Source organism: Psychrobacter sp. DD43, assembly GCF_904846555.1.
Lineage (GTDB): Bacteria > Pseudomonadota > Gammaproteobacteria > Pseudomonadales > Moraxellaceae > Psychrobacter > Psychrobacter cryohalolentis.
Window position 1 is genome coordinate 145,622 of record NZ_CAJHBE010000006.1, and the last position, 25,317, is coordinate 170,938.

Here is a 25,317-nt window from a genome sequence, read left to right on the forward strand (position 1 = left end):
TTAATGATACTATTTTTCTTTTAATATTTGTAGGTCACATTTATGACAGCAGCTATAGAAGGCACATCAGACGCGCCGGTATTATTCAGCACCGAGCCGACAGATTGTGGTCACCTTATTGGGATAATGACGTTAAATATGCCCAAATCTCTTAATGCCTTGAGCGTTGAGATGTGTCAGTTGTTATCGCAACAACTAGAGCAGTGGGAAGGTGATGAGCAAATAGTAGCATTGCTATTAAAAGGCGCAGGCGACAAAGCATTTTGTGCAGGCGGTGATATCCGTAGGTTGTATGACAGTATGTCAGCAACAGCGCCTATGCCAAATCCTTATGCGACGGATTTTTTTGGTCATGAGTATAGCCTTTATCGACAAATGCACTTTTACCCTAAGCCGCTCATTCTTTGGGGTGACGGCATCATTATGGGCGGCGGTATGGGTTTGATGGCAGGCTGTAGTCATCGTCTGGTCACTGAGCGTACACGTTTTGCCATGCCTGAGATTACCATAGGCTTATTCCCTGATGCCTCTGGCAGTTGGTTTTTGCAGCGCATGCCGGCCAAAACTGGTTTATTCTTAGGGCTGACAGGTGCAATGTGTAATGGTAGCGATGCATTATTGACCAACTTAGCAGAATATGGGGTTGGAAGTCAGGATTATGATGCCATCATGCAGCGCTTAACACAGAGCGACTGGCAGGTTGCAGCTAATAGTACGGATAAATGTGACAACAATAGTGCCTACAGTATCGTTAGCCGCGCACTGGCGGCGCAGCCTGTTGCTGAATTGCCTGCTAGTAAGCTTGCGCAGCATTGGTGTGCTATTCAGCAGCTAATAAACAGGGGCGGTTTGGGTGATATCGATGCGCTATTACAAAGTGATGAGGCGCTCACAGAGCTCGATGCAGATTTTGCTGCCGACAGTTGGACACAGCGAGCCGTAGCAACCTATCGACATGGCTGTCCAGTGACTGCGGCATTGACCTATGCGCTATATCATAAGGTGACGGATTTATCGCTAGAGCAAGTCTTGTACCTAGAGACCAATGTCGCTGTACATTGTGCGGCTAACCCTGATTTCAAAGAAGGTGTGCGGGCGCTATTGATTGATAAAGATCGGACGCCAAACTGGTCTCGTACGTTAGCGGACTGCTTGAGCGCAGAGGGACAAGATTATATCCAGCAGCATTTTACCAATCCATATGCTAAAGGCGAGCATCCTTTAGACGATTGGCTTAGCGCTGCTGCATTGGGTAATGAAGCGGTTCGCTAACCAGATATTTAGCATCTGATTTAAGCCAACTTAACTGGATTAAGTGACTAGATTAAGTGAAATTTGAAAAATTAAAACTAATTGCATAATCAATCATCAAGGAGCGATGAGATGGCTACAAAGGATACAGGTTCAAGTAGTACAACTACGACTGATAATGATGGTAATACAGCAAAGCCAAATATCGCCTTTATTGGACTAGGTAACATGGGCGGTCCAATGGCAGAAAACTTGCTAAAGGCAGGTTATACGCTTTCGGTTTATGATTTATCTGTAGAGGCGACCGCGCGCTTGCAACAAGCGGGTGCCAATATAGCAGAGAGTCCGAAAGATGCTGCTCAAAATGCCCAAGTGATTATCAGTATGTTACCTGCTGGCAAGCACGTGCATTCTGTCTATCTAGGAGAAGGTAGCTCTGACGGTCTACTTATAGACTTACCAAAAGGTACTTTGGTTATCGATAGCAGTACTATAGCAGCAGCTGATGCTAGGAAAGTAGCAGAAGTTGCAAGTAAGCTTGGTATTGATTTTTTAGATGCGCCAGTCTCTGGCGGTACAGGTGGCGCTATCGCTGGCACATTGACCTTTATCGTTGGTGGAGACGATGCAGCCTTCGCCAAAGCTGAACCGATACTGGCTGTAATGGGAAAAAATATCTTCCACGCAGGCGAGCATGGTGCAGGACAAGTAGCAAAAATCTGTAATAACATGCTGCTTGGAATTCTGATGGCAGGAACGGCAGAGGCAATTAACCTAGGGGTCAAAAATGGTCTCGATCCAAAAGTGCTATCAGATATCATGCTACAAAGCTCCGGTCGCAACTGGACGCTGGAGGTCTACAACCCTTATCCGCAAGTGATGGAAAATGTTCCATCGAGCAATGGCTATCAAGGCGGCTTTATGAGTAAGCTCATGCAAAAAGACCTTAACCTTGCCATGCAAACCGCTCAAGATACGCAAGTAGAGACACCAATGGGTGCTAAAGCAACTGAGCTTTATGCCGCGCATACCATCGAGAATGGTGATAGAGATTTTTCTAGCATTATGGCGCGTCACGACAGCTCTGTATTGTCTTAAATTATCAAGCACACAAATAAAAAAGGTCTGCATTATGGTAATAGTGCAGACCTTTTTTTTGACTTATTTCTAATTTATATCAAGGCATTTAACTTGGCAGCTCATAGACCAGAGACTGAATATCTTGCGCCGCTTTTTGCAGTCGTGGCACATAGGTTAAGAGGTCATCTAAAGACACCCGTATAGTCGGTGCATGCAGATATAACGAAGCAAGGTAGCGTGATTTCCTATCCCGTATCGGTACGGCGATTGCCACCATCTCAGAGATAAACTCTTCGTTATCGATACCTATCCCTGTTTCAGCGATACGATCAAGCTCAGCGTTTAATTTGTCGATATCAGTGATGGTGTTTTTGGTGAACTTATCTAGTGATAAATTTTGTAGTATTTTTTCGCGGCTTGCACTCGGCAACTGACTTAAATACAGCTTCCCAGTCGCTGTACACCACATTGGCGACTTTGCGCCCACTGGTAAATAAATCTGTATCGGCAAGGTCGTTTGTGCGCGGTTGGTATAGATCATATTCATGTGATAAGGAACACCGATACCGCAGGTTTCTTTTAACTCATCGACCAGTTTTTGCAAAATCATTTGACGTTCATTAAAGAACAGTCGCTGCTGCCAAAGCTCAACACCCAAATTGCGTACGCGTTTACCCGGTATAATACCGCCGCCAATATCAATTGTCACAAACCCTTCATCAACCAGATTTTGAATCAATCGATGAATGGTTGGCTTTGGGATGTCAAGCTCTTGAGACAGTTCAAGTGGCGAAAGCGGCTTTGAGGCATAAGATACCGCCTCGATAATCTCTAGCACACGGGTAATCGATGATACTTTAGGCATATGAGTGACTCAATAAGAATAAAAAACTAAACAGGCAATTAGACCATAACAGATGTATGCGCTAGCCTAAAATAGGCATAGTAAATAAAGCGATAAGGCCAACAACGAATAAGCATAAAGGCCGACAGTGATTGGCTTATTGATTCTAATTTAGCACAATATAGCGCTTAGACAAGCCTGACTTTCATTATATAGCAGCGTGTTTATCTTGCGTGAATTTATGACCAAATTATCTGAGATTTTTCAGGTTTTTAGCAATATTAGATACGTTCAGTCACAAACAACAACAATCTGTAGTAATTAACCCCATAACTGTTATTGCGTTATTCGGTGAGATGCTGCATCATGCAGACATATTTTGTAATACCTTTACATGAGCGTTAAGCATTCCAATAATCATGTTTGGGCTGCGCGGTGGCTTTAAGAGCATTGTGTAACAAAAAGGCGAAGTATTGCGGGTTGGTAGCGTAATTATTACAATATCTATGCAATCTTTACATAACGGTAAATAAAAAGTTCGTTCTTAGGGGTGACTTTTTGAACCAAAATTGTTTTAATCCTCGCATCAAAATGATTGTTTAAAAAAGCTAGATTTTCATTTTTTTATGGGCGCGTTATTTCATACTTTAGGAGAGTAATCATGAAACTTATTCAATTAACAGCAATTACTGCTGCCGTTTTAGCCTCAACTGCTGCTCTTGCAGCTGAACCAGTTATCGTAGTTGATGGCAATGACGCTGTTGTATACGAAGCTGAGCCAGTAGCAGTTGCTTACCAAGCAGATGCTGGTTATGCATATGATGCTGACGCAGGTGTATTACGTAATACTACTGGTGCGGTTGTTGGTGGTACTAAGACTTTCTTCCAAACCGTTACTCATCCAGCAGCGATCAGCGCTGAAGTTGGTACTTTAGGTTATGGTGCTAACATCGCTTGGGGCTTAAACGACAAAACTGAAATTCAAGCTGGTTGGGCAGGTGGCGATGTTGCTGATCTATTCGGCGGTGACTTTGATGCTAACGATATCAACTACGATGTAGATTCTGACTTTAGCAACCCGTACCTAGGCGTACAATTACGTCCTATGTCTAACTGGTTCACTGTTGGTGCTGGTATCATCGTTCCTGATAACGATATCAATGTACGCGCTAACGCTGAAGGTGAAGGTTATTACAGCATCAATGGCGATAAATTTTATGCTGGCGCAGCTCCAGATAGAGTTAACGACGAAGACTTCGGTGGTCAGAACGTTGGTGCTTTAGAAGGTACTATCGAACATCGTAATAAGCTGGCGCCATATGCTACTATTGGTTTCCGTCCTAATATCACCAATAACTTTGGTCTATTTGGCGAGCTAGGTGCTGCATATATGGGTAAAACTAATGCTACTATTAATCGTGTAGCTGGAAATCCTAACCCTGCTGCTGATATCGTCGCAGATCAAGCTGAAAAAGATTTAGAAGATAAAAACTGGTTAGAGTGGATGCCAATCGTTAAAGTTGGTGCAACTTACCGCTTCTAATTTAATGACAGTCTGAGTACTGTTGTTAAAAGAAGAATAAGCATAAAAAGCGATCCTCTTGAGGGTCGTTTTTTTATGTTTAAAATAAAGTAATAAATATCACTTATTATCAGGTATTTGAGATTTATCAATAAACAATAACAGTTTGCTGTGAGGAAATAACAGAAATTCGATAGTTAGTCTTATCGTCAGTCAGAGTAAGCAAAGGTAGGATTTCTATAGGCTGATTGAGTAAATCGTAAATGATGGCGGAATAATCCATGCCTAAACCTTGGGCAAGCGTATATTGATGTATCTTGATAAAGCTTTCTTTTATTTGCCAAAGACATTTTATGGCAGAGCTACGCTGTATCATTGGCAATGCTTGCAAGATAGCCAGCTCTTTTGGATGATAGAATCGCTTTGCTACCTGCCATTTCACGGCATTGACTTCGATATCAATACCCGAGGCACGATGGCGACTGATAACGACAGCGACCTTGACGTATGGTATGTCTGATTTTTCTATATCATTTTGCATTCGAGTAGTATTTTTATTATTACCATTGGTATGGCTGAAACACACATAATATTGGCTATGAGTGAGTCGATAAGGAAAATTTGATTCATCTAAACGATCGACGATATCCAGTCTTTTGAGCAATGCCTGCAATAATAGCCGTACACCAGCACGTTGCTGCTGGCGTTGGTTATAAGCAATTTGAGGGGCAGCTAAGCAAGTATTGGTTTTTTTAATATCACAATGTGAAGCACTCACTTTAGCAGTCGCACACCATGTCATTGTCATGGGGTCGAGCTGAGTATAGAGAATATCGTGTAGCATTAAGTTTTGCATAGTCTGTATACTTTAGAAACTTATGGTTTATATCGCGATTTATCTTAGCCTAACAAAAAGCCCAACAATAGGTTTGTTGGGCTTTTTAAGACGTATAGTGCCTTGTGCTCTATATCTTAGTAAGATAGTTCAGCGCGGCGGTTTTGCGCATACGCATCTTCTGTGGTGCCAGCAGCAGCAGGGCGCTCTTCACCATAGCTGATGACGCGGATGTTATTTGCTGCAACGCCTTGAGCGGCAAGATAATCACGTGCTGCTTGGGCACGGCGCTCACCCAATGCCATGTTATATTCACGGCTACCACGCTCATCGGTGTGACCTGCGATAACTACGCTTGCATTTGGATTAGATTTTAACAGACCAGCATGTTGATTTAAAACGCCAGCAGATTGTGAGGTGATTTCACTGCTGTCAAAAGCAAAGTATACAACGGCTTGGATGTTCTCAGCACCAGTGATGACTGCATTTGAGTTGTCGACGATGACAGCACCATTGTAGCCAACTTGTCCACCTGGGATACCTAGTGGAGCAACCACGACTTCAGAAGTAGCGCGCTTGGTAGCACAACCTGATGCTAGAGCGACAGCGCTTGACAATACAGCAAGGGCAGCGATTTTTGAAAAACTGGTTGACATAATAAGCTCCAAAAATTTTAATGAATTAGATTTGTTGTTGTAAACTGCTTACGATAAAACTTGGGCAATTACTATCTATCATATACTAAATGTTACTTTATGTAAGTACTATTACTGTAAATAATTCTAGTCTTTACAAATAGATATAATGCGTATTATGTCGAGATTTGCACCATGATAATAGGGGTTTTTATTGGTAGTGCTTTCTTATTTTAATTTACCAGCACCCTTGAAATTTGGCGCATCAGGTCAATGTAGCTAGGTATCTCTGTAAAGGCTGTTATCATTATAACCCTCATAAAAATCAATAGGAATTTATATGTCTACCGCTGAAACCGCTGCGCAAATTGTCAATCCAGATATGCCTGATGTGCCGCTTCATACCCCTAATAAAATCCATTTAAAGGATTACCAAAAGCCAAGCTATGATGTTGAAACGGTTGATTTGGACATCAAGCTGTTTGAAGACCATGCACAGGTAGACAGTGTGTTAAAAATGGTACGTCAAAGCGCAGGTGATCTCGTTTTATTTGGTGAAGAGTTAAAGCTGTTGGCGCTGACGATGAATGGTGAAGTATTGACGTCTGAGCGTTATGAGCTGTCAGCAGGGAAGCTTACGATTAGTGAGGCTCCTGATGAGGTGACATTAGCCATTCAAGTACGCATCTGCCCGCAGACCAATACTGCGCTTGAAGGGTTTTATATGGCGGGTAGTGGTGACGATACGATGTTTGTTACCCAGTGTGAGCCGGAAGGCTTTCGTAAGATTACCTTTTATCCAGACCGCCCTGATGTGCTTGCGATATTTACCACCCGTCTTGAAGCAGACAAGTGCTATCCGACGCTATTGGCCAATGGTAATTTGGTTGAAGCAGGGGATATGATCGATAACCCAGACCGCCATTATGCGATTTGGCATGATCCGACCAATAAGCCAAGCTATCTGTTTGCTTGTGTGGTCGCTGACTTGGATGTATTAGCGGATAGCTATACGACCAGTGAAGGTCGAGAAGTCTTGCTTGAAGTGTATGCAAAGTCTTCCGATATCGATAAGTGTGATGTCGGTATGCAAGCACTCAAAGATTCGATGCAATGGGATGAAGTTAATTACGGTCGTGCTTATGACTTAGATCGTTATATGATCGTTGCAGTCAGTCAATTTAATATGGGTGCGATGGAAAATAAAGGGCTAAATATCTTTAATACTGCCTGTGTATTATCAAGCCCTGAAACCACGACTGATACTCGTAGCTTTAGCGTAAAAGCTATTATCGCCCATGAGTATTTCCATAATTGGACAGGCAATCGGATTACTTGTCGTGATTGGTTTCAGTTATGTTTAAAAGAAGGCTTTACCGTCTACCGCGATCAGTCGTTTTCAGCGGATCAGCAATCAAGCGCGGTACAACGTATCGATGACGTCGCGACTTTGCGTGCCCATCAGTTTGCAGAGGATGCAGGACCACTTGCCCATCCTGTACGTCCTGAGAGTTTTGTTGAGATTAATAACTTTTATACCACCACCGTCTATGAAAAAGGCGCTGAAATTGTCCGTATGATAGCCAATACCTTGGGGGCCGATGATTTCCGAAAAGGGACGGACGAGTATTTCCGTCGTTATGATGGTCAAGCGGTCACGGTTGAAGACTTTTTATCTGCGCTTAGTATTACTAACGGTAAAGTAGAAGAATTTATCGATTGGTATCGCCAGCCAGGTACGCCAGTGGTGTCCGGTCATCAAAACTATGACAGTGCTGCGCAAACATTGACCATTACGTTGAGTCAGCAAACCCGCCATGTGAGCGGCTTTGATGCGCCAAAACCGTTGCCTATTCCAGTTGCAACGGCATTATTTGATAAAGAAAGCGGCAAAATTATTGCTGAGCGTATGTTGCTATTAGACCAAGCCAAACAAACCTTTACTTTTGAAGGCGTAAGTGCTGAGCCTGTGGTGTCTTTGCTACGTGATTTTAGTGCGCCTGTACAGCTGAATTATGATTATCAAGATGAAGATTTGGCATTTTTACTCAAACATGAAACCAATGGCTTCAATCGTTGGCAAGTGACACAAATGCTGGTCAACCGTATTTTATTGCCCACCCAAGGCACAAAGAGCAATCCTGATGTTTATCTAGCGGCATTGGCGCAGACATTGCCAGTGCTCGCAGGTGAAGATGCAATGCTAGCAGCGCGTTTACTTGATATTCCATCAGCTCAAGAGTTGGCGGCTGCTATTCCTGAAGATTATGATCCAGAAGTGGTCAAAGCGCAGCGTGAAGGTTTGTATCAGCAGCTAGCAGAGGCGTTAAAAGATCAATGGGAAATGCTTTACAAGCAACTGCCATTGCACTCTTATGAAGACAGTGCAGAAGCTCGTGGTGAACGGGCACTACGTAATGTGGTGCTTGATATGGCATTGACGGCGAACGTGGAAGGCGCTGGAGAGTGGGCACAGCAGCAGTATGATAATGCCAGCTGTATGACGGAACGTTTTGGGGCACTAAAGGCCATGGTTAATCATCAAGTGGCAAATGCTGATGCGTATTTAGCAGATTTTTATCAGCGTTTTCAAGCCGATGATTTGGTGATTGATTTGTGGTTTAGTGTCCAAGCATCTGCTGACAACGTCAATGCTGATGTTATTAAATCACTATTAGCACATGAAGATTTCGATTGGAATACGCCCAATCGCGTACGTTCAGTCATCAGCGCTTTTACCTCGCAGCCAACTGCATTATGGACGCAACAAGGTTTAGATATCTATACAGACGTGATTAAGAAACTAGATGATTCTAACCCGATGATAGCCTCGCGCCTACTACAAGTATTGGCACGTTGGAATACGTTAGCTGAGCCACGCCGTCAAATGGCTCATTTGCAGCTGCTCGATGTACAGCAGCAGGTATTCTCTAAGCATGTGCATGAGAGTCTAAGCAGTGTGCTAGGTACAGCGACTGCATAGAGCTGTCTTAGAAAACTAAAGTCATAATCTTAAACATGAAAAAAGCCCGTCTGACAATTTAGTGTCAAACGGGCTTTTTTAATAAGTAGCTATTGTTGGATAAGCAGTTATTAACGGTTAGGTAGGATGTCTTTGACCATATCACGTAAGTTACGTAGTGCTGTGACCGTGCTGTCCCAATCTAAGCAACCATCAGTAATTGACATGCCGTATTCGAGCGCGTCCAAATCAGCAGTCAGCTCTTGGCGACCGCCTTTTAAGTGACTCTCAATCATCATACCAATGATTGACTTGTTACCGTTTCTGATTTGCTCCGCGACGTTTTGGATCACCATCGGTTGCAAGTAAGGGTCTTTACCAGAGTTGGCATGACTTGAGTCAATCATAATCTTGCTACTGGTTTTACCTTTGGCAAGCGCGTCTTCTACTTGAGCGACTGCTGTTTCATCGTAGTTAGGCTTACCATTGCCACCGCGTAATACCACGTGAGCATAAGGATTGCCTTTAGATTTGATGATAGACACTTTACCATCTGAAGAAAGACCTAAAAAGCTATGACCCGCTTTTACCGCTTGCATGGCGTTGACCGCAACAGTCATGCCACCATCAGTACCATTCTTAAAGCCGACTGGGCATGATAAGCCTGAGCTCATCTCACGGTGCGTTTGGCTCTCGGTTGTACGTGCGCCAATCGCTGACCAGCTGATCAAGTCCTGCATGTACTGCGGTGTATTCGGGTCAAGCGCTTCAGTAGCACAAGGTAGTCCTTTTTCATTGAGATCAAGCAGTAGCTTACGGGCTGTACGCAAACCTTTTTCAATATCAAAGCTGTCATTCATATCAGGGTCATTAATCATGCCTTTCCAGCCAACGGTCGTGCGCGGCTTCTCAAAATAGACACGCATCACAACGAATACGCTGTCTTCAATCTCTTTCGCCAATATGGCTAAGCGATCAGCATATTCATGAGCGGCTTTGATGTCATGAATAGAGCATGGACCAATAACCACAAACAAACGCTTGTCTTTGCCATCCAAGATGTTTTGGATAGTGTGACGACCATTTAAAACGGTTTTATAGGCTTCGTTTGATAAAGGAAGTTCGGTTTTTAGCTCATTGGGTGTGATTAATGGAATAAATTTTTCAATATTCACGTCGTCAATTTCTGCATTATGGGTAGCGGTTGTTATCATGATTATATATCGTCTAGCTGATTTATAGGGACTTTCATTATGCGGACAAAAGTACCAGTTGACAAGGGCAGTCAAGCAGTTAATTGACTGATAACTGGAATGCTGATGCGAAAACTTGGTTATACTTGATGATTATAGGTAGGATAAAGAGACGTTTATGCCACTGTATTTCTTCGGGCAGCTTCGCTATTTTTATCATCGTCACGTATGATGGCAGTATAAATAGCTGAATTTGAGTACCAAAAACGCCGCTGATTATGATGGTGCGTATCCTATAATAGATACCCCATGTTATATTTTATAATATCCATGTTTTCTCCCTTGTACGACTTTCACTGTAACACTTTATTATTAAGAGCTTTTCATGACCGATAACCATACGCTTCAGCCTGATTTAACTGCGCCATTTGATACTCACGAGTTGGCTACTATAACGCGTGAGCCGCTCGTTATCGGTATCGTCGCTGGTGAAGTATCAGGAGACAGTCTGGGTGCAGATTTTATGCAGCAGATGAACAATCTACGTGATGACATCGTTTGGGTTGGAGTGGGCGGTATCAAAATGCAGGCACAAGGGCTTAATAGCATTTTTCCATTGTCCCGTTTGGCAGTGATGGGTCTGGTAGAAGTCATGGGGCAATTGCCTGATTTGCTTAAGGCGCGTCGTGAGTTGCTGGCTGCTTTTAAAAAGGCGGATATTGATTGGTTTATTGGCATAGATGCCCCTGATTTTAATCTACGAGTGTCTAAAAAATTAAAGCCTAAAGGCGTGTTTTGCGTGCAGTATGTTAGTCCTTCTATCTGGGCTTGGCGCGAGTCACGTATTCATAATATTAAAGCGGCAACCCACTTGGTATTGTGCCTGTTTCCGTTTGAGCTGCCTGTTTACGAGCGTTATAAGCATCCGGCGATATGCGTTGGGCATCCACTGATGCATACCATTGACCAGTCACTACTCGAGATCCCGATCAATCAGCGCCGTAGTGAGCTGGTCTGGCACAACGATGGCTTACAGCAGTTTTTTATCGAACGCTTTGATGAGGTCAGTCAGCTTATTTGTGTGATGCCGGGCTCACGCCGCGGTGAAATAACGGCTATTTTACCCTTGATGCTAGACGGTATCCAAAAGCTGCTTTTATTGGACCCAAAGCTTTGCTTTATCATCCCAACTGTCGATCAAAACCATCAATATATCGTCCAAGATGTGATTGATCAGCGCTCAGAGCAGCTGCGTGCCGCCATCGTGGTGGTCTATGATGATAGCCAGCCAACCTTTAGTCAGCAGGCGATGGCGGCATCAGATATTGTGATGTTAGCCTCAGGTACCGCAACGCTTGAGGCGATGCTACTTGAGCGTCCGATGGTCGTCGTCTATCAGCTGAATCAGCTAACCTATCAGATTGCTAAACGTCTAGTCAAAGTGCCCTATGTGGGTTTGCCAAATATTTTGGCAGCTACCGCGATCGTACCGGAGCTTATTCAAGAGCAAGCAAGTGGTGACAATATCTGCCGTACCGTCATGCGCCTTTTGCAGCCACGTGCTTATGCGGAGCAATTGAATGCGCTGATTCAGACCAAGCATCTTTTGCAACAGCAAAGCAATCATCAACCTGCCAATAGCGTGATTGAACAATGGTATCTGCAAAATTATCCGTCGAAAACGCCGCAGATCTAGTAAGAAAATTCATTACATACCTTTTCATTTCATAAAATAAGACAATAAAATTAATGAATAGCATGCTACATATAGAGAGTAATCTTTTAAAAATTGAACGCAGTATCGAACAGATTGATATAAAAGGACAATATATTAATTTGGCTTCTCCTATTTATTTATCTGGTCAACTTAATATCAACGAATTACTTGCGCAATATTCGAATAATATTGCACAGAGTGATGCGGGCTCAGCGCTCCAGATTGGGGTCGATGAAGCAGGCCGTGGACCATTATTGGGCAGCGTGAATGTTGCGTCGGTAATATTACCACGTGTTTGGTCAGGACTGATTGAAGGGCAGCCTCTCAAAGATACGCCTTTATCGATACTGACGGACTCCAAGCAGTTGAGCGAAAAAAAGCGCGATATGCTGTATCCATTGGTTCAGCAGTATGCGCTGGGTTTTATCATTGCTGAAATACCAGCGGCAGTCATTGACCAAGTGAATATCTTGCAAGCCACCATGCTTGGGATGCGTTTATGTACTGAGATAATGTTAGAGGTCATTGCTTATCATTTGAATGACATGGCACAAGACATACATCAGCTGCATGCTGAAGTTTTATTCGATGGGAATCGCTGTCCAGATCTAGATTATGCAAGGCTCGTAGAACTTGGTGTCGAAGAAGAAGTAGTTGACTGTCAAGCATGGGTTAAGGGTGATGCTCGTCATACCAATATTGCCGCTGCCAGTATTTTGGCAAAAGTTAGCCGTGACAAAACCATGTACGCGCTTGACGCTAAGCATCCTGAATATGGCATTGCCAAGCATAAAGGCTATCCAACGCGCGCACATATGGAGGCAATCGAAACTTATGGCGTATTAGCCGCGCACAGACGCAGCTTTGCACCCGTTAGAAAGGCGTTAGAGCGTTAAGAGTGGGTAGAGATTGGCTGATTTATTTAAATAAATAGCCTAAGCGAAATAATTGTTAATTTTTTAATAAATATGCCTTAAAGCTTTATACTTTTTGTTAAATGACATCCGAATAAGTATTCGATAATATCCGTTATACCCAAATTATTGTTCATAATAACCACGCCACTATCTTATAGGATAAGAGATGACCCTTAAATTGCCAGAAAAAAACCTCGCTGTAATTATATTATTAACGGCTTTTTTAACGGCCTGTGGCGGTGGCGAAGACTCAGACAATAGCGCTAAAGAGGTATCATCAGAGCCAACAGCACCTGCTGCTAGCTCTGATGATACCTCGACTGATAAGCCCGATGACCAAACTGATAATGTAGCAAGCGACAATGAGGCACAAGCAGCATTAATCGCAAGTAATACCTTTAGTCTAGCGCGTACCAGCTGTGGTCTTGGTGGCTTGTCCGCTGACACCGCACTGGATAATATTGCGATTCAACATGCCAAATACATCAAGCACGTATTTGCTAACAGTACACCGACTACTTTTAGTCCACATTATGAAAATAAGATTGCGGATATCGCAAACGTTACAGGTGATAATAACCCGTTCTTTAGGGGCGTTAGCTTCACAGACCGGTTATTACAGGCAAAATATGGCAACGCCCGATATGGGGTGACTGAGAATATTGCCCAATCGGTTTACTATAGCTCGGCAGGCGATATTATAGGCTCTGATACAGTGGCAGGCTCAATGGCTAAGTCGTTATTGGCAGCGCCTTATCATCTGCGCTCTTTGATGCTACCAGGTTCAAGTTTGACAGGGACGGGCATGGTCACTTATAAGCCTTTTGGTAAGGATACGGCTAATAATCAAGGTTATGTATTAGTCAACCATGCCTCAGCGACGCAGGCAACCAAAGATAATACGGTAGCAGGAATATTCACTTATCCATGCCAAGGGGTCAGCGGTACCGTCACTGCGTTGTATAACGAAACGCCAAGTCCGGTCAAAGGAACGGGTCGTGACTTACAAACTGATCCTATCGGACAGCCTATTTATGTCAGTATGCCGTCTGCTCAAACGATTGATATCAGCAATGTTAAATTCCATGATATACAGCGTAATATGGATGTGCCCATTGAGCTATTGGATTATCGCCAAGATCCCCATAAAAATACCATATATGAGCTACCAGCGAACGAAGCGTTCATCTTGCCCATTACGGACAATTTGAAAAGCTGTACAAGCACCAGTAAAAAAGACGAAAATTGTGGTTTACATGGCAATAGTGATTACCGTGTCAGCTTTGATATCTTAGTCGATAGCAAAGCCATAGAGCGTGAGAGCTTTACCTTTAAAACTGGTGCTGTGAACAATTAATTGCGTGATCTAGAAGACTTATCATATAGTTGATCCACTTTTAAAAGAGTAGAGAAATACTGGGGTTAATTATTTGCAGCCTCTGTCTGCGTAGGCACAGCAAGCAAGAAAAATTAACCCCAGTAGTGATTGATAATATTTGTATTTCTTTTATTTAGGACTGACTATAAAACAAGGGCTGAACCAGTTATCTGATTCAGCCCTTGTTTTATATAATGGTCAATCCACTATGAAAGCGTTATCACGTCAAAACGACGAGTTCCACTGCTGTAAAAAGGCTTCTTCTTCATCCGTTGACTCGCGATCTAACGTGTTATTGCGATGTGGGTAACGCCCAAACTGCTCGATAATCTCTTTGTGCTGCTGCTCAAAATCTAAAGTAATGGCATCATCGAGCTGCTCAAATAATGGCAGATAGCGACTATGAATCCTTAAAGATTCTGAATGCATAAACGGCATAATGGCAAATTTGCGCCATGTCATTGGTAAGGTAGAAAAATGTGGCTGCAATACGATTTCTTGAGCCAACACCAGCGCCATACCATCTTGCGCAAACGCCTCCGCTTTATTGCGGCATAAATTGCGTGAAAATTGATCTAAAACGATGATCTCTGCCAGACGCCCAGCTAAAGCGGTAATGGAGCTGTTGCAGTCGGTTGCTGCTTCTGAAATGCGCCAAGTGACGCATTCCCCTTGCTTTGCTGCTTGCCAAATTTTACCAAACCGCTCTTTTATTTGCTGATCAAATTCATGGCTTTGCTCGAACCAATACTGTTCATTGTCCTTATCAAACCAAAAATCCAATACGGCATGCGCCTCTGAATCGAGATACTCTAAACTTATGTTTTTTGGATCAAGTGACGATAAATTGGCATGGCTTTTTGAGGTGGAATAATCGGTTGAGAGAGACATAAGCTATTCTAATTATGATAGATTTAGTCTACTATAGCGCAAATATTTATGTCTGTCATGATACGAGCAGCAGCTATTAGGTAAACCTTATGAATACAAAAAATTCGCTACAAAACACTCAGTCATCATTACCACCAACGCCATATTACTTGCTTGATGAAGCCGCAATCGTCGCCAATATGCAGATTATCGCGCGCCTGTGCGAGTTGTCTGGCGCAAAAGCACTGCTTGCGCTCAAATGTTTTGCGACTTGGGGCGTTTTTGATATCATGCAGCCTTATCTGCATGGTACGACGTCATCTTCGCTAAATGAAGTCAGATTGGGTTATGAGACTTTTGGTAATAATAGCGACGCTAGTAACAAAGATAAAAAAGAAACTCACGCCTATAGCGTGGCTTACAGCGCGGATGAGATGCCTGAAGTACTCAGCTATGCCGACAAGATTATCTTCAACTCAATCTCCCAGTTAAATGCGTTTAAAGGTGAAGCAGCAGCAAAAAACATCCCAGTCGGACTACGCTTAAATCCAAAGACCAGTAATTCGTCATTTATTATTGCCGATCCTGCGCGTCCGTTTAGTCGTCTTGGGGAGCATGATAAAGATAAAATTGCAGCCGTGTTGAGTGATATTAGCGGTGTCATGATTCATAACAACTGTGAAAATGACAGTTTTGAGGCATTTAGTGACAGCTTAGCTGATATCGAAACCAGATTTGGTGATGTTTTGCAGCAGCTTGAATGGGTCAGTTTGGGCGGTGGCATTCATTTTATTGCTCCTGATTATCCACTAGAGAAACTGGCTGACAGGTTAAAAGGCTTTAGTGAAAAATATGGCGTACAAGTCTACCTTGAGCCGGGTGAGGCAAGTATTCATGGTGCTGGCACGCTAGTCACAAGCGTTTTAGATACGATGCATAATGAAAAAAATCTAGCTGTAGTAGATTCATCCATTGAAGCACATATGCTTGATTTGCTGATTTACCGTGAGTCAGCGCCGATAGCGGCTGTTAATAGTGATTTAATGAATATCGCCTCTCTTGATATTGACCCTACCAATATTGCACCCATAAGCGAGAACGCTAAATCAGCTGATAATACGATTATCTATGGTCGTTCTTGTTTGGCAGGCGATATCTTTGGTGAATATGCCTTGCCAAACAAGCTAAAAGTAGGTGACACCGTTACCTTTGGTAACGCAGCAGGCTATACCATGGTGAAGAAAAACTGGTTTAATGGCGTGAATATGCCAGCGATTGTCATTCGCCGCTTAGATGGCAGTATCGATATCCAACGCGAGTTTGATTATCAAGATTATAAGGCGAGCTTGTCATAAAGCTATTAGACGCATATTTGGCATGACCAAATGGTAATGCTAAACAACTATCTATAAATTTTTATTCGCTTTGACGTTTTTAAGTTATGTTGTAATTTTTGCCGAAAAGTCAGTAAAAATTGTTATAATTGCTACTGGCAAACACAGTAGGATTTGTCTAACGGGTGCGTGGGTTTTCCTCGGTCTTCCTTTTTAATTCACGCATATCATTCACTCGTTTCTGTTTTGCATAGCCAATATCAATGGTATCGACAGGGACACAAAGGAGGATTGTTCTTTGAACACAAACCAACAAGTTAAGCCTAGTAAAAAAGATGTACTTATTATCGGTGCTGGCGGCGTCGCTCAAGTAGTCGCACATAAATGTGCGATGCATAATGACGTACTTGGCGAGATTCATATCGCTTCACGTACCCAAGATAAATGCGATGCCATCGCTCAGAGCGTTATAGAAAAGAACAGCTTTAAGCAACCAGCGGTATTGCACACGCATGAAGTCGATGCCATGGATACCCAAGCGCTGATACAGCTGATTGAAGATACGGGTATTCAAATCCTTATCAATGTCGGTTCGGCATTTGTGAATATGACTGTATTGGAAGCTTGTATTGAGACTGGCGTAGCATATATTGATACCGCTATTCATGAAGATCCTCGCAAGATTTGCGAGACGCCACCATGGTATGACAACTATGAATGGAAGCGCAAACAGCGCTGTGCCGATAATAATGTCACTGCGATCTTAGGTGCAGGTTTTGATCCTGGTATGGTCAATGCCTATGCACGTCTTGGTTATGACATGATGGATGCAGGTTCAGTGACTGATATTGATATTATTGATATTAATGCTGGTAGTCATGGTAAATACTTCGCCACCAACTTTGATCCTGAGATTAACTTCCGTGAATTTACTGGTACGGTTTATTCTTGGCAGGACAGTAAGTGGCAGTCTAACAAGATGTTTGAAGTAAAGCGTACAGATGACTTGCCTGTTGTAGGTGTGCAAAACAGTTACTTAAGTGGTCATGACGAAGTGCATTCTTTATCAGCCAACTTAGATGTGCCAAATATTCGTTTTTGGATGGGCTTTGGTGAGCACTATATCAATGTCTTTACCGTTCTACAAAACTTGGGCTTATTGTCTGAGCAGCCAGTCATGACTGCTGAAGGACAAGAAGTTATCCCATTAAAAGTAGTGAAAGCGGTCCTACCAGATCCAAGTTCACTTGCGCCAAATTACACAGGTAAAACCTGTATCGGTGACAAGGTCAAAGGCAAGATTAATGGTGTCGATAGTGAGGTATTTATCTATAATATTGCAGACCATAAAGATGCCTATAATGAAGTTGGTAGTCAAGGTATCTCTTATACCGCAGGCGTGCCACCAGTCGCCGCAGCGATGCTAGTTGCTACAGGCGAGTGGGATGCAGGAAAAATGGTAAACGTTGAAGAGCTTGATGCCAAGCCATTTATCAATCTATTGAATAAAATTGGTCTGCCTACGCGCATCAAAGATAGCGAGGGCGATAGAGCGCTTGAGTTTGATATCTAAATTGTCGTGTTGGTTTTTATTGTTCGTTAAATAAAAAGCACCCTATTGAGGCAGACTCGATAGGGTGCTTTTTTACGTATCTGCTTCTATAATAAGAACGAGTATCATAAAACTGATAGCTATAGATGGCATAAGGAGAATTGCGATGTCTTTAGAAAAATATAAAGTATTTAACTTGATTGAGGATGTGAAAAAGTTAAAAGTGTTATTTATTCTAGAATCTCCCTATATCAATGAATATATCCATCAACATCCAGCGGCAGGCGAGTCGGCGCTTGAGCTCACTCAATTTTTGATGACTCAAGGGTATTTAAAGGATTTTGATGCCCAATTGCCATTAGGCTGTAATATCAAAGCACTAAATTATCAGCCACTGGGTATTTTGAACTGCTCTACGTTGCCACTGAATAAAGCGTTTTACCCTTGCGCTTTAAATAGTGAAGACTTAGCAAAAGTGAATGAATTGGCAGCTATTAAACAAAATTTAAATCAAAGTAATCCGAATAAATTACCTGTATATTTGAAGAAAAACGGTGTTTTTAAAGACTTTGTTAGTCGATTAACTGAAGTGCTTGAGCAAGCGCCAGCTGATATTATCATCGTACCTTGCGGCGATACTGCAATTGGGTTTATGGATGCTTTTAAAACAATTTATCAGAAGCCTTTGACGGTTTTAGATAGTTTACCGCATCCAACTGAGCCAGATTGGGCTGAGAAGATAGCCACCATTAATTTGACAGATTATATCGCGCCCCAGCTATTGCCTTAGTTATGATTGCACTCTACCTATAATGACCAAATAATAAATGCAAATCTTTCAAAGATGTATACTGATTTGCAAAAGGTAAGCTCGAGAGTCTGTAGGAAAATACAGGAGATGATAGATACTGAGTTATAGTCTACAAATAAGCTATTCAAACCGATGCGACAATCCTTTAGATAGAGCCTGATAAAGGCTGTGAAATTTCATTCTACTTCTATTAACAGTAGTGTGTTTTTTACCGTAAATCAGCGATATCCCTATCATAAAAATAAGAGCGTAATATGCAATTAGAAATCAATGTTATCGATGCCTTTACTAATACTGTGTTTAAAGGCAATTCAGCGGCAGTGATTATCACAGAAAGTTGGTTGTCTGAGAAACTCATGCAATCTATTGCTTTTGAAAATAATTTATCAGAGACGGCTTTTATAGTCTTGGATAATAAAGGTACTTATCATATTCGATGGTTTTCACCGCTTACGGAGATTGATTTTTGTGGTCATGCGACCTTGGCTTCTGCCTTTGTACTGTTTAAGAAAAACCCTACTTTGACGTCTATTAAGTTTTCAGCTGAAGCAGTTGGGGTTTTAGCGGTCAAGCAAACCGATCATGATAAAATACAGATGGATTTTCCCAATACTAAGCCTGAGAAAGTCAGTGAAATCCCTGATAGTTTGCTGGCAGGATTGTCTATTGCCCCTATTGAAGTCTATAAAAACGCACAGGCATATTTTGTGATTTATGACTCGGAATTTGACGTGTTAAATGTAGAGCGTGATAATGACGCGCTAAAACAACTTGCGCCTCTCGATGTGGTTGTCACTTGTCAGGCTAAATCTGCCCACTACAAAGACTACGATTTCATTTCACGTTATTTCTGGCCTGCCAATGGTGGTGATGAAGACCCAGTTACGGGTTCGGCTCATACTGGATTAGCGCCATTATGGGCACAGCGACTGGGTAAAAATACATTGGTTGCTTATCAAGCGTCAAAACGTGGCGGGGTGCTAGATTGTGTGGTTACAGGAGATAGAGTGCTTATCTCTGGTCATGCTGTGCATTATTTGACGGGATTTATCACGGTCGAGGAGTAACTTTTGTCTGAATTAAAAACAGTAGGGCTTTTTGCTCTTACTGCATTGGCTGAAATCGCAGGTTGTTATCTGCCTTATCTGTGGCTACGAGAGGGTAAGTCAGTTTGGTTACTCATACCTGGTGCCCTGAGTTTGATAGCTTTTGTATGGCTGCTGTCATTACATCCAGCTGCTGCCGGTAGGGTCTATGCCGCTTATGGCGGTGTTTATATTTCGATGGCGATTTTATGGTTGTGGACGGTGAATGGTATACGCCCAACGACGTGGGATATTGTAGGTTCTGCTATCGCTTTATTGGGCATGGCAATTATTATGTTTGCGCCGCGCAGTACTTAGATTATGAGTCAAAGTGCGCAAATTAAAGCTTGTTAATTCAAGATTTAGTAAATTCATACCAGCAGTACTATAAGGTATCGATATTGCTTTTCACTGATCATATAAATAAAAAAATGCCAATCAAACCATTAAGCTTGATTGGCATGTTGAGACACTTACTATTAATGCTTTCCTAAGATGCTACCATTATCATCTTTCTTTGATTGTTTAGCCGCTTTTTTCTCTTTTGCCGTTAATAGCGGCTTCTTTTTGACATTCTTCTTACTATCTTGACCTTTACTCATGATGTTGTCCTTTTATGTGACTGATTAATACTTATTAAAATCAGTATAGCCCTAAGGGTGATTAATAGCTAGCTTCAAGCAAATGGACGCTGGCGTTAATAAGTGCTTACTTACGAATACATCACGATTTGCTATAATGAGCAGCAAGCCGATAAATCGCGGCAAACCTTTATCCTATTATTATTTAGCACAATGATGCTTACTGTTTTGGTTGATTATTATGCGTATCCGTAAACTGTTTAAATTTGAAAACGCCCATATTGTGCGTAACTGTAGCTCTGAGCGCTGCAAACACTCGATTCATGGTCATAGCTATCAGGTTGAGCTGATACTTGAGGCCAAGCGTTTAGATCATGGGCAGATGGTCTATGATTTTGGCTTATTAAAATCCTCTATTAAAGACATTATCGACAGCTTTGATCATGCGATTTGTTTTTGGAGTAAAGACGATCCTGAGTACATCGCTGCCTGTAAGAAATTCAGTGCACGCTGGATCAGCTTGCCGGTATCGCCATCAGCAGAGCAGTTCTCGCGGGTGATATTCTTTTGGGCGCAAGAGATTCTGCAACAGACACAAATGCAAAATGGCGAAGCGGATGTCAGCGTATATTCAGTGATTGCGCACGAAACTGCGACTGGTTACGCGCAGTGTTTTGCTGATGATGTGAGCAATGAGCAAATGGGTAAGTTGGTGCTAAAGGATTTCGAATTTAGCGAGCAAGTATGTGCAGAGTGGCATGACCCTGAGCTATATGCCAAACTGATACGTGGTGAGAGTTTCGTTAATCCAGCAGTCACAATGCAAGTACAGGTAGATTGAGTTTAATGAATAATAATCAAACGATTGAAGACGCAGCTATAAGTGGTGGTAAGAATTTGAAGACTTTGACGCTGCATTCAGAAAAAGATACTCAGCGTTTGGCTGAGCAATTGGCAGCTTTGCCGCTGACAGGTAGTGTGTGGCTGGCAGGAGATTTGGGTGCGGGTAAAACCACATTAACTCGCTATTGGTTGCAAGCGCTAGGGCATAAAGGAGCGGTGAAAAGTCCGACTTATACCTTGGTTGAGCCTTATAGTATTACCCAAAATGACGGCTCAATTAAACCTGTTTATCATGCTGACTTATATCGTTTACAAGATCCAGAAGAGCTGTCTTTTATTGGCTTTGATGAGTATTTGGATGAGCCAAATGCGTTGGTTATCATTGAGTGGGCGAGCCGAGCGCACAGCTATTTGCCGCCGCCTACTATGTTTATTGATATGATTCAAAGTAATAGCAATGATGATAAAGAATCTCGCCAAGTTGCAATACGATTGTCAAAGGCAGGACAAGTACAAGGTTTTGACTTATCCAGTCTAAATCTTTAGTCCAAATCGTGCTACAGATGTTTAAAGCCTTAAAATCTGCCTCTATTATTTTTAATATATGATACCCATCAATGCTACATAGCCACACCAATACACGCATTAAAAAACTATCGCCGCTGCTTATTAATCAATTAGCAGCGGGTGAAGTCGTGACGCGTCCAGCAGCTGTGGTCAAAGAGCTACTGGAAAATGCAATTGATGCTCATGCCACAGATATCGAGGTCCGCATTACCCAAGGTGGCATGGGTATGATTGAGGTAATTGATAATGGCGTTGGGATTCATCCTGATGATATGGTCATGGCAGTCACGCGTCATGCCACTAGCAAAGTCGCTGATGTGGCACACTTGCACGGAATTACAACGCTGGGTTTTCGCGGGGAAGCACTGGCAGCGACGGCTGCTGTTTCCCGTTTGACCTTAACCAGTAGTCATAATGACAGCGGTATTGGTCGTCAGTTGCAAGTTGCCGGTATATTAGGCGATACGCCAAAATTAATACCCGTTGTGCATCATCGCGGTACTACTATTACAGTCAAAGATTTATATTTCAACGTACCAGCACGCCGCGGTAATTTGAAATCTATCGCGACTGAGTTCAGTCATATCGAAACGATTGTCCGTGAAGTGGCTTTAGCACGCGCTGATGTGGCGCTGACGCTTTTTCATGATAATAAAAAACGGCTATCACTGTCGGTAAACACTATAAATAAAGATACTGAAAATTATCTGCCGCTATCACGTTTGGAACAAGCGACTGGATTGGCACTTGCAGAGCAGGCAATTGAAGTCGCGGTTGATTTATCTAGCCTAACGCAGCAATTTGGAAGTTCTTCTGCTACTCATGCTAATGGTGAATATGCTGATAATGTACGCACTATGCAACCGGCGAGTATTGGCGGTTGGTTGTGGGCAAGTTATGATGCCAACCATAGTTTACCAAAGCTTATTTATGTAAATGGCAGATTGGTAAAAGAGGCATTAATTAGCAATCAGCTTCGTCAAATGGTTCAAAGTGTACAGCTAGCAGGTATGGGTTATGCGCTTTATTTTGAGTTACCAACTCAGTGGATCAATGTTAATGTTCATCCTTCCAAGCAGCGTATCAAGATTAGCCCGCTGAACAATATCATGGCGCATTTAAGTCATGCGGTTCGTGCGAAGTTAAGAGGGCTTAATACCACGAAAATTGTTCGCTCTAAAGAGCGAGCACCAAATGATAATATTTCCATAAGAAAGTCGTTTAATGCGTTAGACGCAATAACATCATCTACCAACAATGCAACGGCAAGTCAGCAAGTGCAAGCTCTTAAGCAACCATATCAGCTGTCAGAAAATGAGTCGTTATCCGAAAGTATTAAAGACTTTCATATTGATGAGCCTGTAGAAGACAGTCGTCATGCTGTAAACAGTTACCCTGTAAACACACCACCTTTACCAGTTTGCTTAGAAGTTATAGATAGTGTCACTGATCTGGTAGCTTCTTCAGTTATATATAGCAATGACGATAAAGCGCTGCCTTGGTTGCTATTTTATTATCAAGGGCAGTGTGCGCTAATTAGTGCTGAGAGATGGCAGTCAAGATTAAAAGTATTGTTTGAGTCAACTATCTTTAGCAGCACTATGTATAACAACGCCAAAGTATTAAATAGTACTACTACCAATCAACAATTGGCGAAGATAACCATGCAAATGTCTGAACAAGATGCACGAGCTTTTGTAGCAGATATGGAAGCTATACTGAGCAAATATGCTATCCACTCTATAGATAGTCAACAATTAGTCACATTGATGTTATCATCTGCGCTTAAATAGCGGTATTGTGAAAATAGGGTATTTTCTATAGTTAAGACATATCGCTGAGCTATCAATAATTTACCTTATTGTTCTTAAAACCATGACCATCAAAGGCAAGTATATGCGACTTTCGTCTGATAGCCTATCTTCTTACTTGATTCCCAATTTGGCGGACAATAGCGTGGTGTGCTTGATGGCACCAACCGCGAGTGGTAAGACCGCTTTGGCTTATGAGCTTTATGATAGCGGTCGTTATGAGCTGATTTCGGTAGATTCAGCATTGGTGTATCGTGACATGACGGTCGGTACCGCAAAGCCAAATGCTGCTGAGCTGGCACGATACCCCCATTATTTGGTCGATATCATTGATCCTATGCAAAGCTATAGTGTCGCTGAGTTTGTCAATGATGTGGCAAGATTAATTGATAGCTGTCATCAGAATGGCAAAATACCCTTGTTGGTCGGCGGTACGATGATGTATTACATGGCATTGCTTGATGGACTCTCACCAGTGCCTGATAGTGATGACAGTGTTCGCGCGCGCGTTGAGCAGTGGCGCCAAGATGAGGGAATCAGTGCGCTATATGATTATCTTGGTAAAGTTGATGCTATCAGCCATGAGCGCCTTAATGCAACTGATACCCAGCGTATTACCCGTGCTGTTGAAGTATATTTGCAAACTGACATTCCTATCAGTGACTGGCAGCGTCAGCCCAAGCAAGCATTGGCACATAATCCCAATCAACAGTGGCATGCTTTGGCGGTTATGCCAGACCGTCCATGGTTACATACGCGTATTGAGCAGCGATTAGATATCATGTGGCGTGAAGGATTGGTAGCAGAGGTTATCAGTTTGCTTGAGCATTATCCTCTGACCCCAAGCTTACCTTCGATGCGCTGTGTTGGTTATCGACAAGTATTAGAGTATTTGGTACAGACTAATCACCCTGTATTTGAACAGCCTCATTTGGATAAAGCGCAGTTTTATGATGCTTTTGCTCAATCGGAACCATCAAGTAACGAAAGTAAAGAGCAAGATACCACGATTCAAAGTAGCATAACTCAGACGCATCTACCAATGGCAACTGCCCAAACCGAAGCGCTTGCTTGTCAGCAAATGCAAAATAAGGCATTATATGCTACAAGGCAGTTAGCAAAGCGCCAATACACGTGGCTGCGAAAAGTGATGCAACTGTCTAATACGGCAGCAGTGCCTGCAATAGGATCAATAACAGCGTCGTCGACATCCATTGTTGGCTCTGATGATGTGACAGATTTTCAAAAAAATAAGTTAATATTGCACTCATTTAGCACTATGGAGCAGGCGAGAGCGTATTTGGTTTAATGAGTGATATCAGTCGTTTGCCTATATCTAGATTTGTCAGACCATTAGTGTTCTGTAATATTAATGGTCGAGCTGTAGTAATAAAAACACAGCATGACCGTATAACATCATACAAAGATACGAAAGTAATGACAATTAGTTTCAAAGTATAATGTATATAACTGTTATAATTTGATTATATGAAAGTGTTAACTGTTGCAAGCGTTGATTGCTTTTTAGT

Annotated in this window: 22 protein-coding genes; 16 read left to right on the plus strand and 6 right to left on the minus strand. The window is 42.4% G+C overall.

Annotated elements, in window-relative coordinates; genetic code table 11:
• Positions 1-42: 42 nt before the first annotated feature.
• Both JMX89_RS05210 and mmsB read left to right on the plus strand, forming a co-directional pair.
• Entirely contained in the window at positions 43-1,272 is a 1,230-nt protein-coding gene (locus JMX89_RS05210) for an enoyl-CoA hydratase/isomerase family protein (RefSeq protein WP_133104557.1), read from the plus strand.
• Positions 1,273-1,383: 111 nt separating this feature from the next.
• Positions 1,384-2,349, plus strand: a complete 966-nt coding sequence (gene mmsB / locus JMX89_RS05215) for a 3-hydroxyisobutyrate dehydrogenase (protein WP_133104558.1) — start codon at positions 1,384-1,386, stop codon at positions 2,347-2,349.
• An 88-nt stretch (positions 2,350-2,437) separates the two neighbouring features.
• On the opposite strand, the gene JMX89_RS05220 is transcribed toward mmsB, so the two are convergent.
• Positions 2,438-3,196 (minus strand): IclR family transcriptional regulator, encoded by a 759-nt coding sequence (locus tag JMX89_RS05220; protein WP_201551046.1) that lies wholly within the window; start codon positions 3,194-3,196, stop codon positions 2,438-2,440.
• 640 nt (positions 3,197-3,836) lie between these two features.
• On the opposite strand from JMX89_RS05220, the gene JMX89_RS05225 reads away from it, so the two are divergent.
• A complete protein-coding gene (locus JMX89_RS05225) occupies positions 3,837-4,718 on the plus strand; it encodes a hypothetical protein (RefSeq protein ID WP_133104560.1) in 882 nt (293 codons plus the stop codon).
• 127 nt (positions 4,719-4,845) lie between these two features.
• Here the strand turns inward: JMX89_RS05225 and JMX89_RS05230 are convergent, their stop codons facing one another.
• Entirely contained in the window at positions 4,846-5,553 is a 708-nt protein-coding gene (locus tag JMX89_RS05230) for a 4'-phosphopantetheinyl transferase superfamily protein (protein ID WP_201551047.1), read from the minus strand.
• A 116-nt stretch (positions 5,554-5,669) separates the two neighbouring features.
• A complete protein-coding gene (pal, locus tag JMX89_RS05235) occupies positions 5,670-6,188 on the minus strand; it encodes a peptidoglycan-associated lipoprotein Pal (RefSeq protein ID WP_201551049.1) in 519 nt (172 codons plus the stop codon).
• Between the two features lie 361 nt (positions 6,189-6,549).
• Between pal and pepN the strand changes: the two genes are divergently transcribed.
• A complete protein-coding gene (gene pepN / locus JMX89_RS05240) occupies positions 6,550-9,150 on the plus strand; it encodes an aminopeptidase N (protein WP_201551079.1) in 2,601 nt (866 codons plus the stop codon).
• A 110-nt stretch (positions 9,151-9,260) separates the two neighbouring features.
• Here the strand turns inward: pepN and JMX89_RS05245 are convergent, their stop codons facing one another.
• On the minus strand, positions 9,261-10,343 hold the full coding sequence (locus JMX89_RS05245; protein WP_133104564.1) for a 3-deoxy-7-phosphoheptulonate synthase: 1,083 nt from the start codon (positions 10,341-10,343) through the stop codon (positions 9,261-9,263).
• Positions 10,344-10,707: 364 nt separating this feature from the next.
• Here JMX89_RS05245 and lpxB point away from each other — a divergent pair, with 364 nt between their 5' ends.
• From lpxB to JMX89_RS05260, 3 genes are all read left to right on the plus strand, one after another.
• Positions 10,708-12,018 (plus strand): lipid-A-disaccharide synthase, encoded by a 1,311-nt coding sequence (gene lpxB / locus JMX89_RS05250; protein WP_201551051.1) that lies wholly within the window; start codon positions 10,708-10,710, stop codon positions 12,016-12,018.
• Between the two features lie 62 nt (positions 12,019-12,080).
• Positions 12,081-12,935, plus strand: a complete 855-nt coding sequence (locus JMX89_RS05255) for a ribonuclease HII (protein ID WP_227673014.1) — start codon at positions 12,081-12,083, stop codon at positions 12,933-12,935.
• Positions 12,936-13,122: 187 nt separating this feature from the next.
• Positions 13,123-14,313: a CAP domain-containing protein gene (locus tag JMX89_RS05260; protein ID WP_201551055.1), complete on the plus strand. Its 1,191-nt coding sequence runs from the start codon at positions 13,123-13,125 to the stop codon at positions 14,311-14,313.
• 246 nt (positions 14,314-14,559) lie between these two features.
• Here JMX89_RS05260 and JMX89_RS05265 read toward each other — a convergent pair whose 3' ends face one another.
• The gene (locus tag JMX89_RS05265; RefSeq protein ID WP_227673015.1) at positions 14,560-15,225 is read right to left on the minus strand and encodes a DUF924 family protein; all 666 of its coding nucleotides are present in this window, start codon (positions 15,223-15,225) and stop codon (positions 14,560-14,562) included.
• Between the two features lie 89 nt (positions 15,226-15,314).
• On the opposite strand from JMX89_RS05265, the gene JMX89_RS05270 reads away from it, so the two are divergent.
• The 5 genes from JMX89_RS05270 to JMX89_RS05290 all read left to right on the plus strand — a co-directional run bounded on the left by JMX89_RS05270 (position 15,315) and on the right by JMX89_RS05290 (position 20,304).
• The gene (locus JMX89_RS05270; RefSeq protein WP_201532271.1) at positions 15,315-16,559 is read left to right on the plus strand and encodes a carboxynorspermidine decarboxylase; all 1,245 of its coding nucleotides are present in this window, start codon (positions 15,315-15,317) and stop codon (positions 16,557-16,559) included.
• Between the two features lie 277 nt (positions 16,560-16,836).
• Positions 16,837-18,111 carry a saccharopine dehydrogenase family protein gene (locus tag JMX89_RS05275; protein WP_011513832.1) on the plus strand — a complete coding sequence of 425 codons (1,275 nt, stop codon included), beginning with the start codon at positions 16,837-16,839 and terminating at the stop codon, positions 18,109-18,111.
• A gap of 145 nt (positions 18,112-18,256) precedes the next feature.
• On the plus strand, positions 18,257-18,880 hold the full coding sequence (locus tag JMX89_RS05280) for a hypothetical protein (protein WP_201532270.1): 624 nt from the start codon (positions 18,257-18,259) through the stop codon (positions 18,878-18,880).
• 275 nt (positions 18,881-19,155) lie between these two features.
• Positions 19,156-19,968 (plus strand): PhzF family phenazine biosynthesis protein, encoded by an 813-nt coding sequence (locus JMX89_RS05285; RefSeq protein WP_201532269.1) that lies wholly within the window; start codon positions 19,156-19,158, stop codon positions 19,966-19,968.
• 3 nt (positions 19,969-19,971) lie between these two features.
• On the plus strand, positions 19,972-20,304 hold the full coding sequence (locus JMX89_RS05290) for a YnfA family protein (protein ID WP_201532268.1): 333 nt from the start codon (positions 19,972-19,974) through the stop codon (positions 20,302-20,304).
• Positions 20,305-20,465: 161 nt separating this feature from the next.
• On the opposite strand, the gene JMX89_RS12890 is transcribed toward JMX89_RS05290, so the two are convergent.
• Positions 20,466-20,588: a hypothetical protein gene (locus JMX89_RS12890; RefSeq protein ID WP_020443648.1), complete on the minus strand. Its 123-nt coding sequence runs from the start codon at positions 20,586-20,588 to the stop codon at positions 20,466-20,468.
• Positions 20,589-20,808: 220 nt separating this feature from the next.
• On the opposite strand from JMX89_RS12890, the gene JMX89_RS05295 reads away from it, so the two are divergent.
• The 4 genes from JMX89_RS05295 to miaA all read left to right on the plus strand — a co-directional run bounded on the left by JMX89_RS05295 (position 20,809) and on the right by miaA (position 25,097).
• Positions 20,809-21,408, plus strand: a complete 600-nt coding sequence (locus JMX89_RS05295; protein ID WP_201532267.1) for a 6-pyruvoyl trahydropterin synthase family protein — start codon at positions 20,809-20,811, stop codon at positions 21,406-21,408.
• A gap of 5 nt (positions 21,409-21,413) precedes the next feature.
• Complete coding sequence (gene tsaE, locus JMX89_RS05300) at positions 21,414-21,956, plus strand: tRNA (adenosine(37)-N6)-threonylcarbamoyltransferase complex ATPase subunit type 1 TsaE (protein ID WP_149491725.1); 543 nt, start codon at positions 21,414-21,416, stop codon at positions 21,954-21,956.
• Positions 21,957-22,027: 71 nt separating this feature from the next.
• Positions 22,028-23,770, plus strand: a complete 1,743-nt coding sequence (gene mutL, locus JMX89_RS05305; protein WP_201532266.1) for a DNA mismatch repair endonuclease MutL — start codon at positions 22,028-22,030, stop codon at positions 23,768-23,770.
• 103 nt (positions 23,771-23,873) lie between these two features.
• Positions 23,874-25,097: a tRNA (adenosine(37)-N6)-dimethylallyltransferase MiaA gene (gene miaA, locus JMX89_RS05310; RefSeq protein ID WP_227673016.1), complete on the plus strand. Its 1,224-nt coding sequence runs from the start codon at positions 23,874-23,876 to the stop codon at positions 25,095-25,097.
• Positions 25,098-25,317 lie beyond the last annotated feature (220 nt).

Bases quoted from the DNA above. Each gene is read 5' to 3' on its own strand.
- JMX89_RS05255 (WP_227673014.1), top strand. From the start codon at position 12,081: ATGCTACATATAGAGAGTAATCTTTTAAAAATTGAACGCAGTATCGAA.
- JMX89_RS05225 (WP_133104560.1), top strand. From the start codon at position 3,837: ATGAAACTTATTCAATTAACAGCAATTACTGCTGCCGTTTTAGCCTCA.
- JMX89_RS05265 (WP_227673015.1), bottom strand. From the start codon at position 15,225: ATGTCTCTCTCAACCGATTATTCCACCTCAAAAAGCCATGCCAATTTA.
- mutL (WP_201532266.1), top strand. From the start codon at position 22,028: ATGCTACATAGCCACACCAATACACGCATTAAAAAACTATCGCCGCTG.
- JMX89_RS05220 (WP_201551046.1), bottom strand. From the start codon at position 3,196: ATGCCTAAAGTATCATCGATTACCCGTGTGCTAGAGATTATCGAGGCG.
- pal (WP_201551049.1), bottom strand. From the start codon at position 6,188: ATGTCAACCAGTTTTTCAAAAATCGCTGCCCTTGCTGTATTGTCAAGC.
- lpxB (WP_201551051.1), top strand. From the start codon at position 10,708: ATGACCGATAACCATACGCTTCAGCCTGATTTAACTGCGCCATTTGAT.
- pepN (WP_201551079.1), top strand. From the start codon at position 6,550: ATGCCTGATGTGCCGCTTCATACCCCTAATAAAATCCATTTAAAGGAT.
- JMX89_RS05210 (WP_133104557.1), top strand. From the start codon at position 43: ATGACAGCAGCTATAGAAGGCACATCAGACGCGCCGGTATTATTCAGC.
- JMX89_RS05230 (WP_201551047.1), bottom strand. From the start codon at position 5,553: ATGCAAAACTTAATGCTACACGATATTCTCTATACTCAGCTCGACCCC.
- JMX89_RS12890 (WP_020443648.1), bottom strand. From the start codon at position 20,588: ATGAGTAAAGGTCAAGATAGTAAGAAGAATGTCAAAAAGAAGCCGCTA.
- miaA (WP_227673016.1), top strand. From the start codon at position 23,874: ATGCGACTTTCGTCTGATAGCCTATCTTCTTACTTGATTCCCAATTTG.
- tsaE (WP_149491725.1), top strand. From the start codon at position 21,414: ATGAATAATAATCAAACGATTGAAGACGCAGCTATAAGTGGTGGTAAG.
- mmsB (WP_133104558.1), top strand. From the start codon at position 1,384: ATGGCTACAAAGGATACAGGTTCAAGTAGTACAACTACGACTGATAAT.
- JMX89_RS05285 (WP_201532269.1), top strand. From the start codon at position 19,156: ATGCAATTAGAAATCAATGTTATCGATGCCTTTACTAATACTGTGTTT.
- JMX89_RS05270 (WP_201532271.1), top strand. From the start codon at position 15,315: ATGAATACAAAAAATTCGCTACAAAACACTCAGTCATCATTACCACCA.
- JMX89_RS05295 (WP_201532267.1), top strand. From the start codon at position 20,809: ATGCGTATCCGTAAACTGTTTAAATTTGAAAACGCCCATATTGTGCGT.
- JMX89_RS05280 (WP_201532270.1), top strand. From the start codon at position 18,257: ATGTCTTTAGAAAAATATAAAGTATTTAACTTGATTGAGGATGTGAAA.
- JMX89_RS05260 (WP_201551055.1), top strand. From the start codon at position 13,123: ATGACCCTTAAATTGCCAGAAAAAAACCTCGCTGTAATTATATTATTA.
- JMX89_RS05245 (WP_133104564.1), bottom strand. From the start codon at position 10,343: ATGATAACAACCGCTACCCATAATGCAGAAATTGACGACGTGAATATT.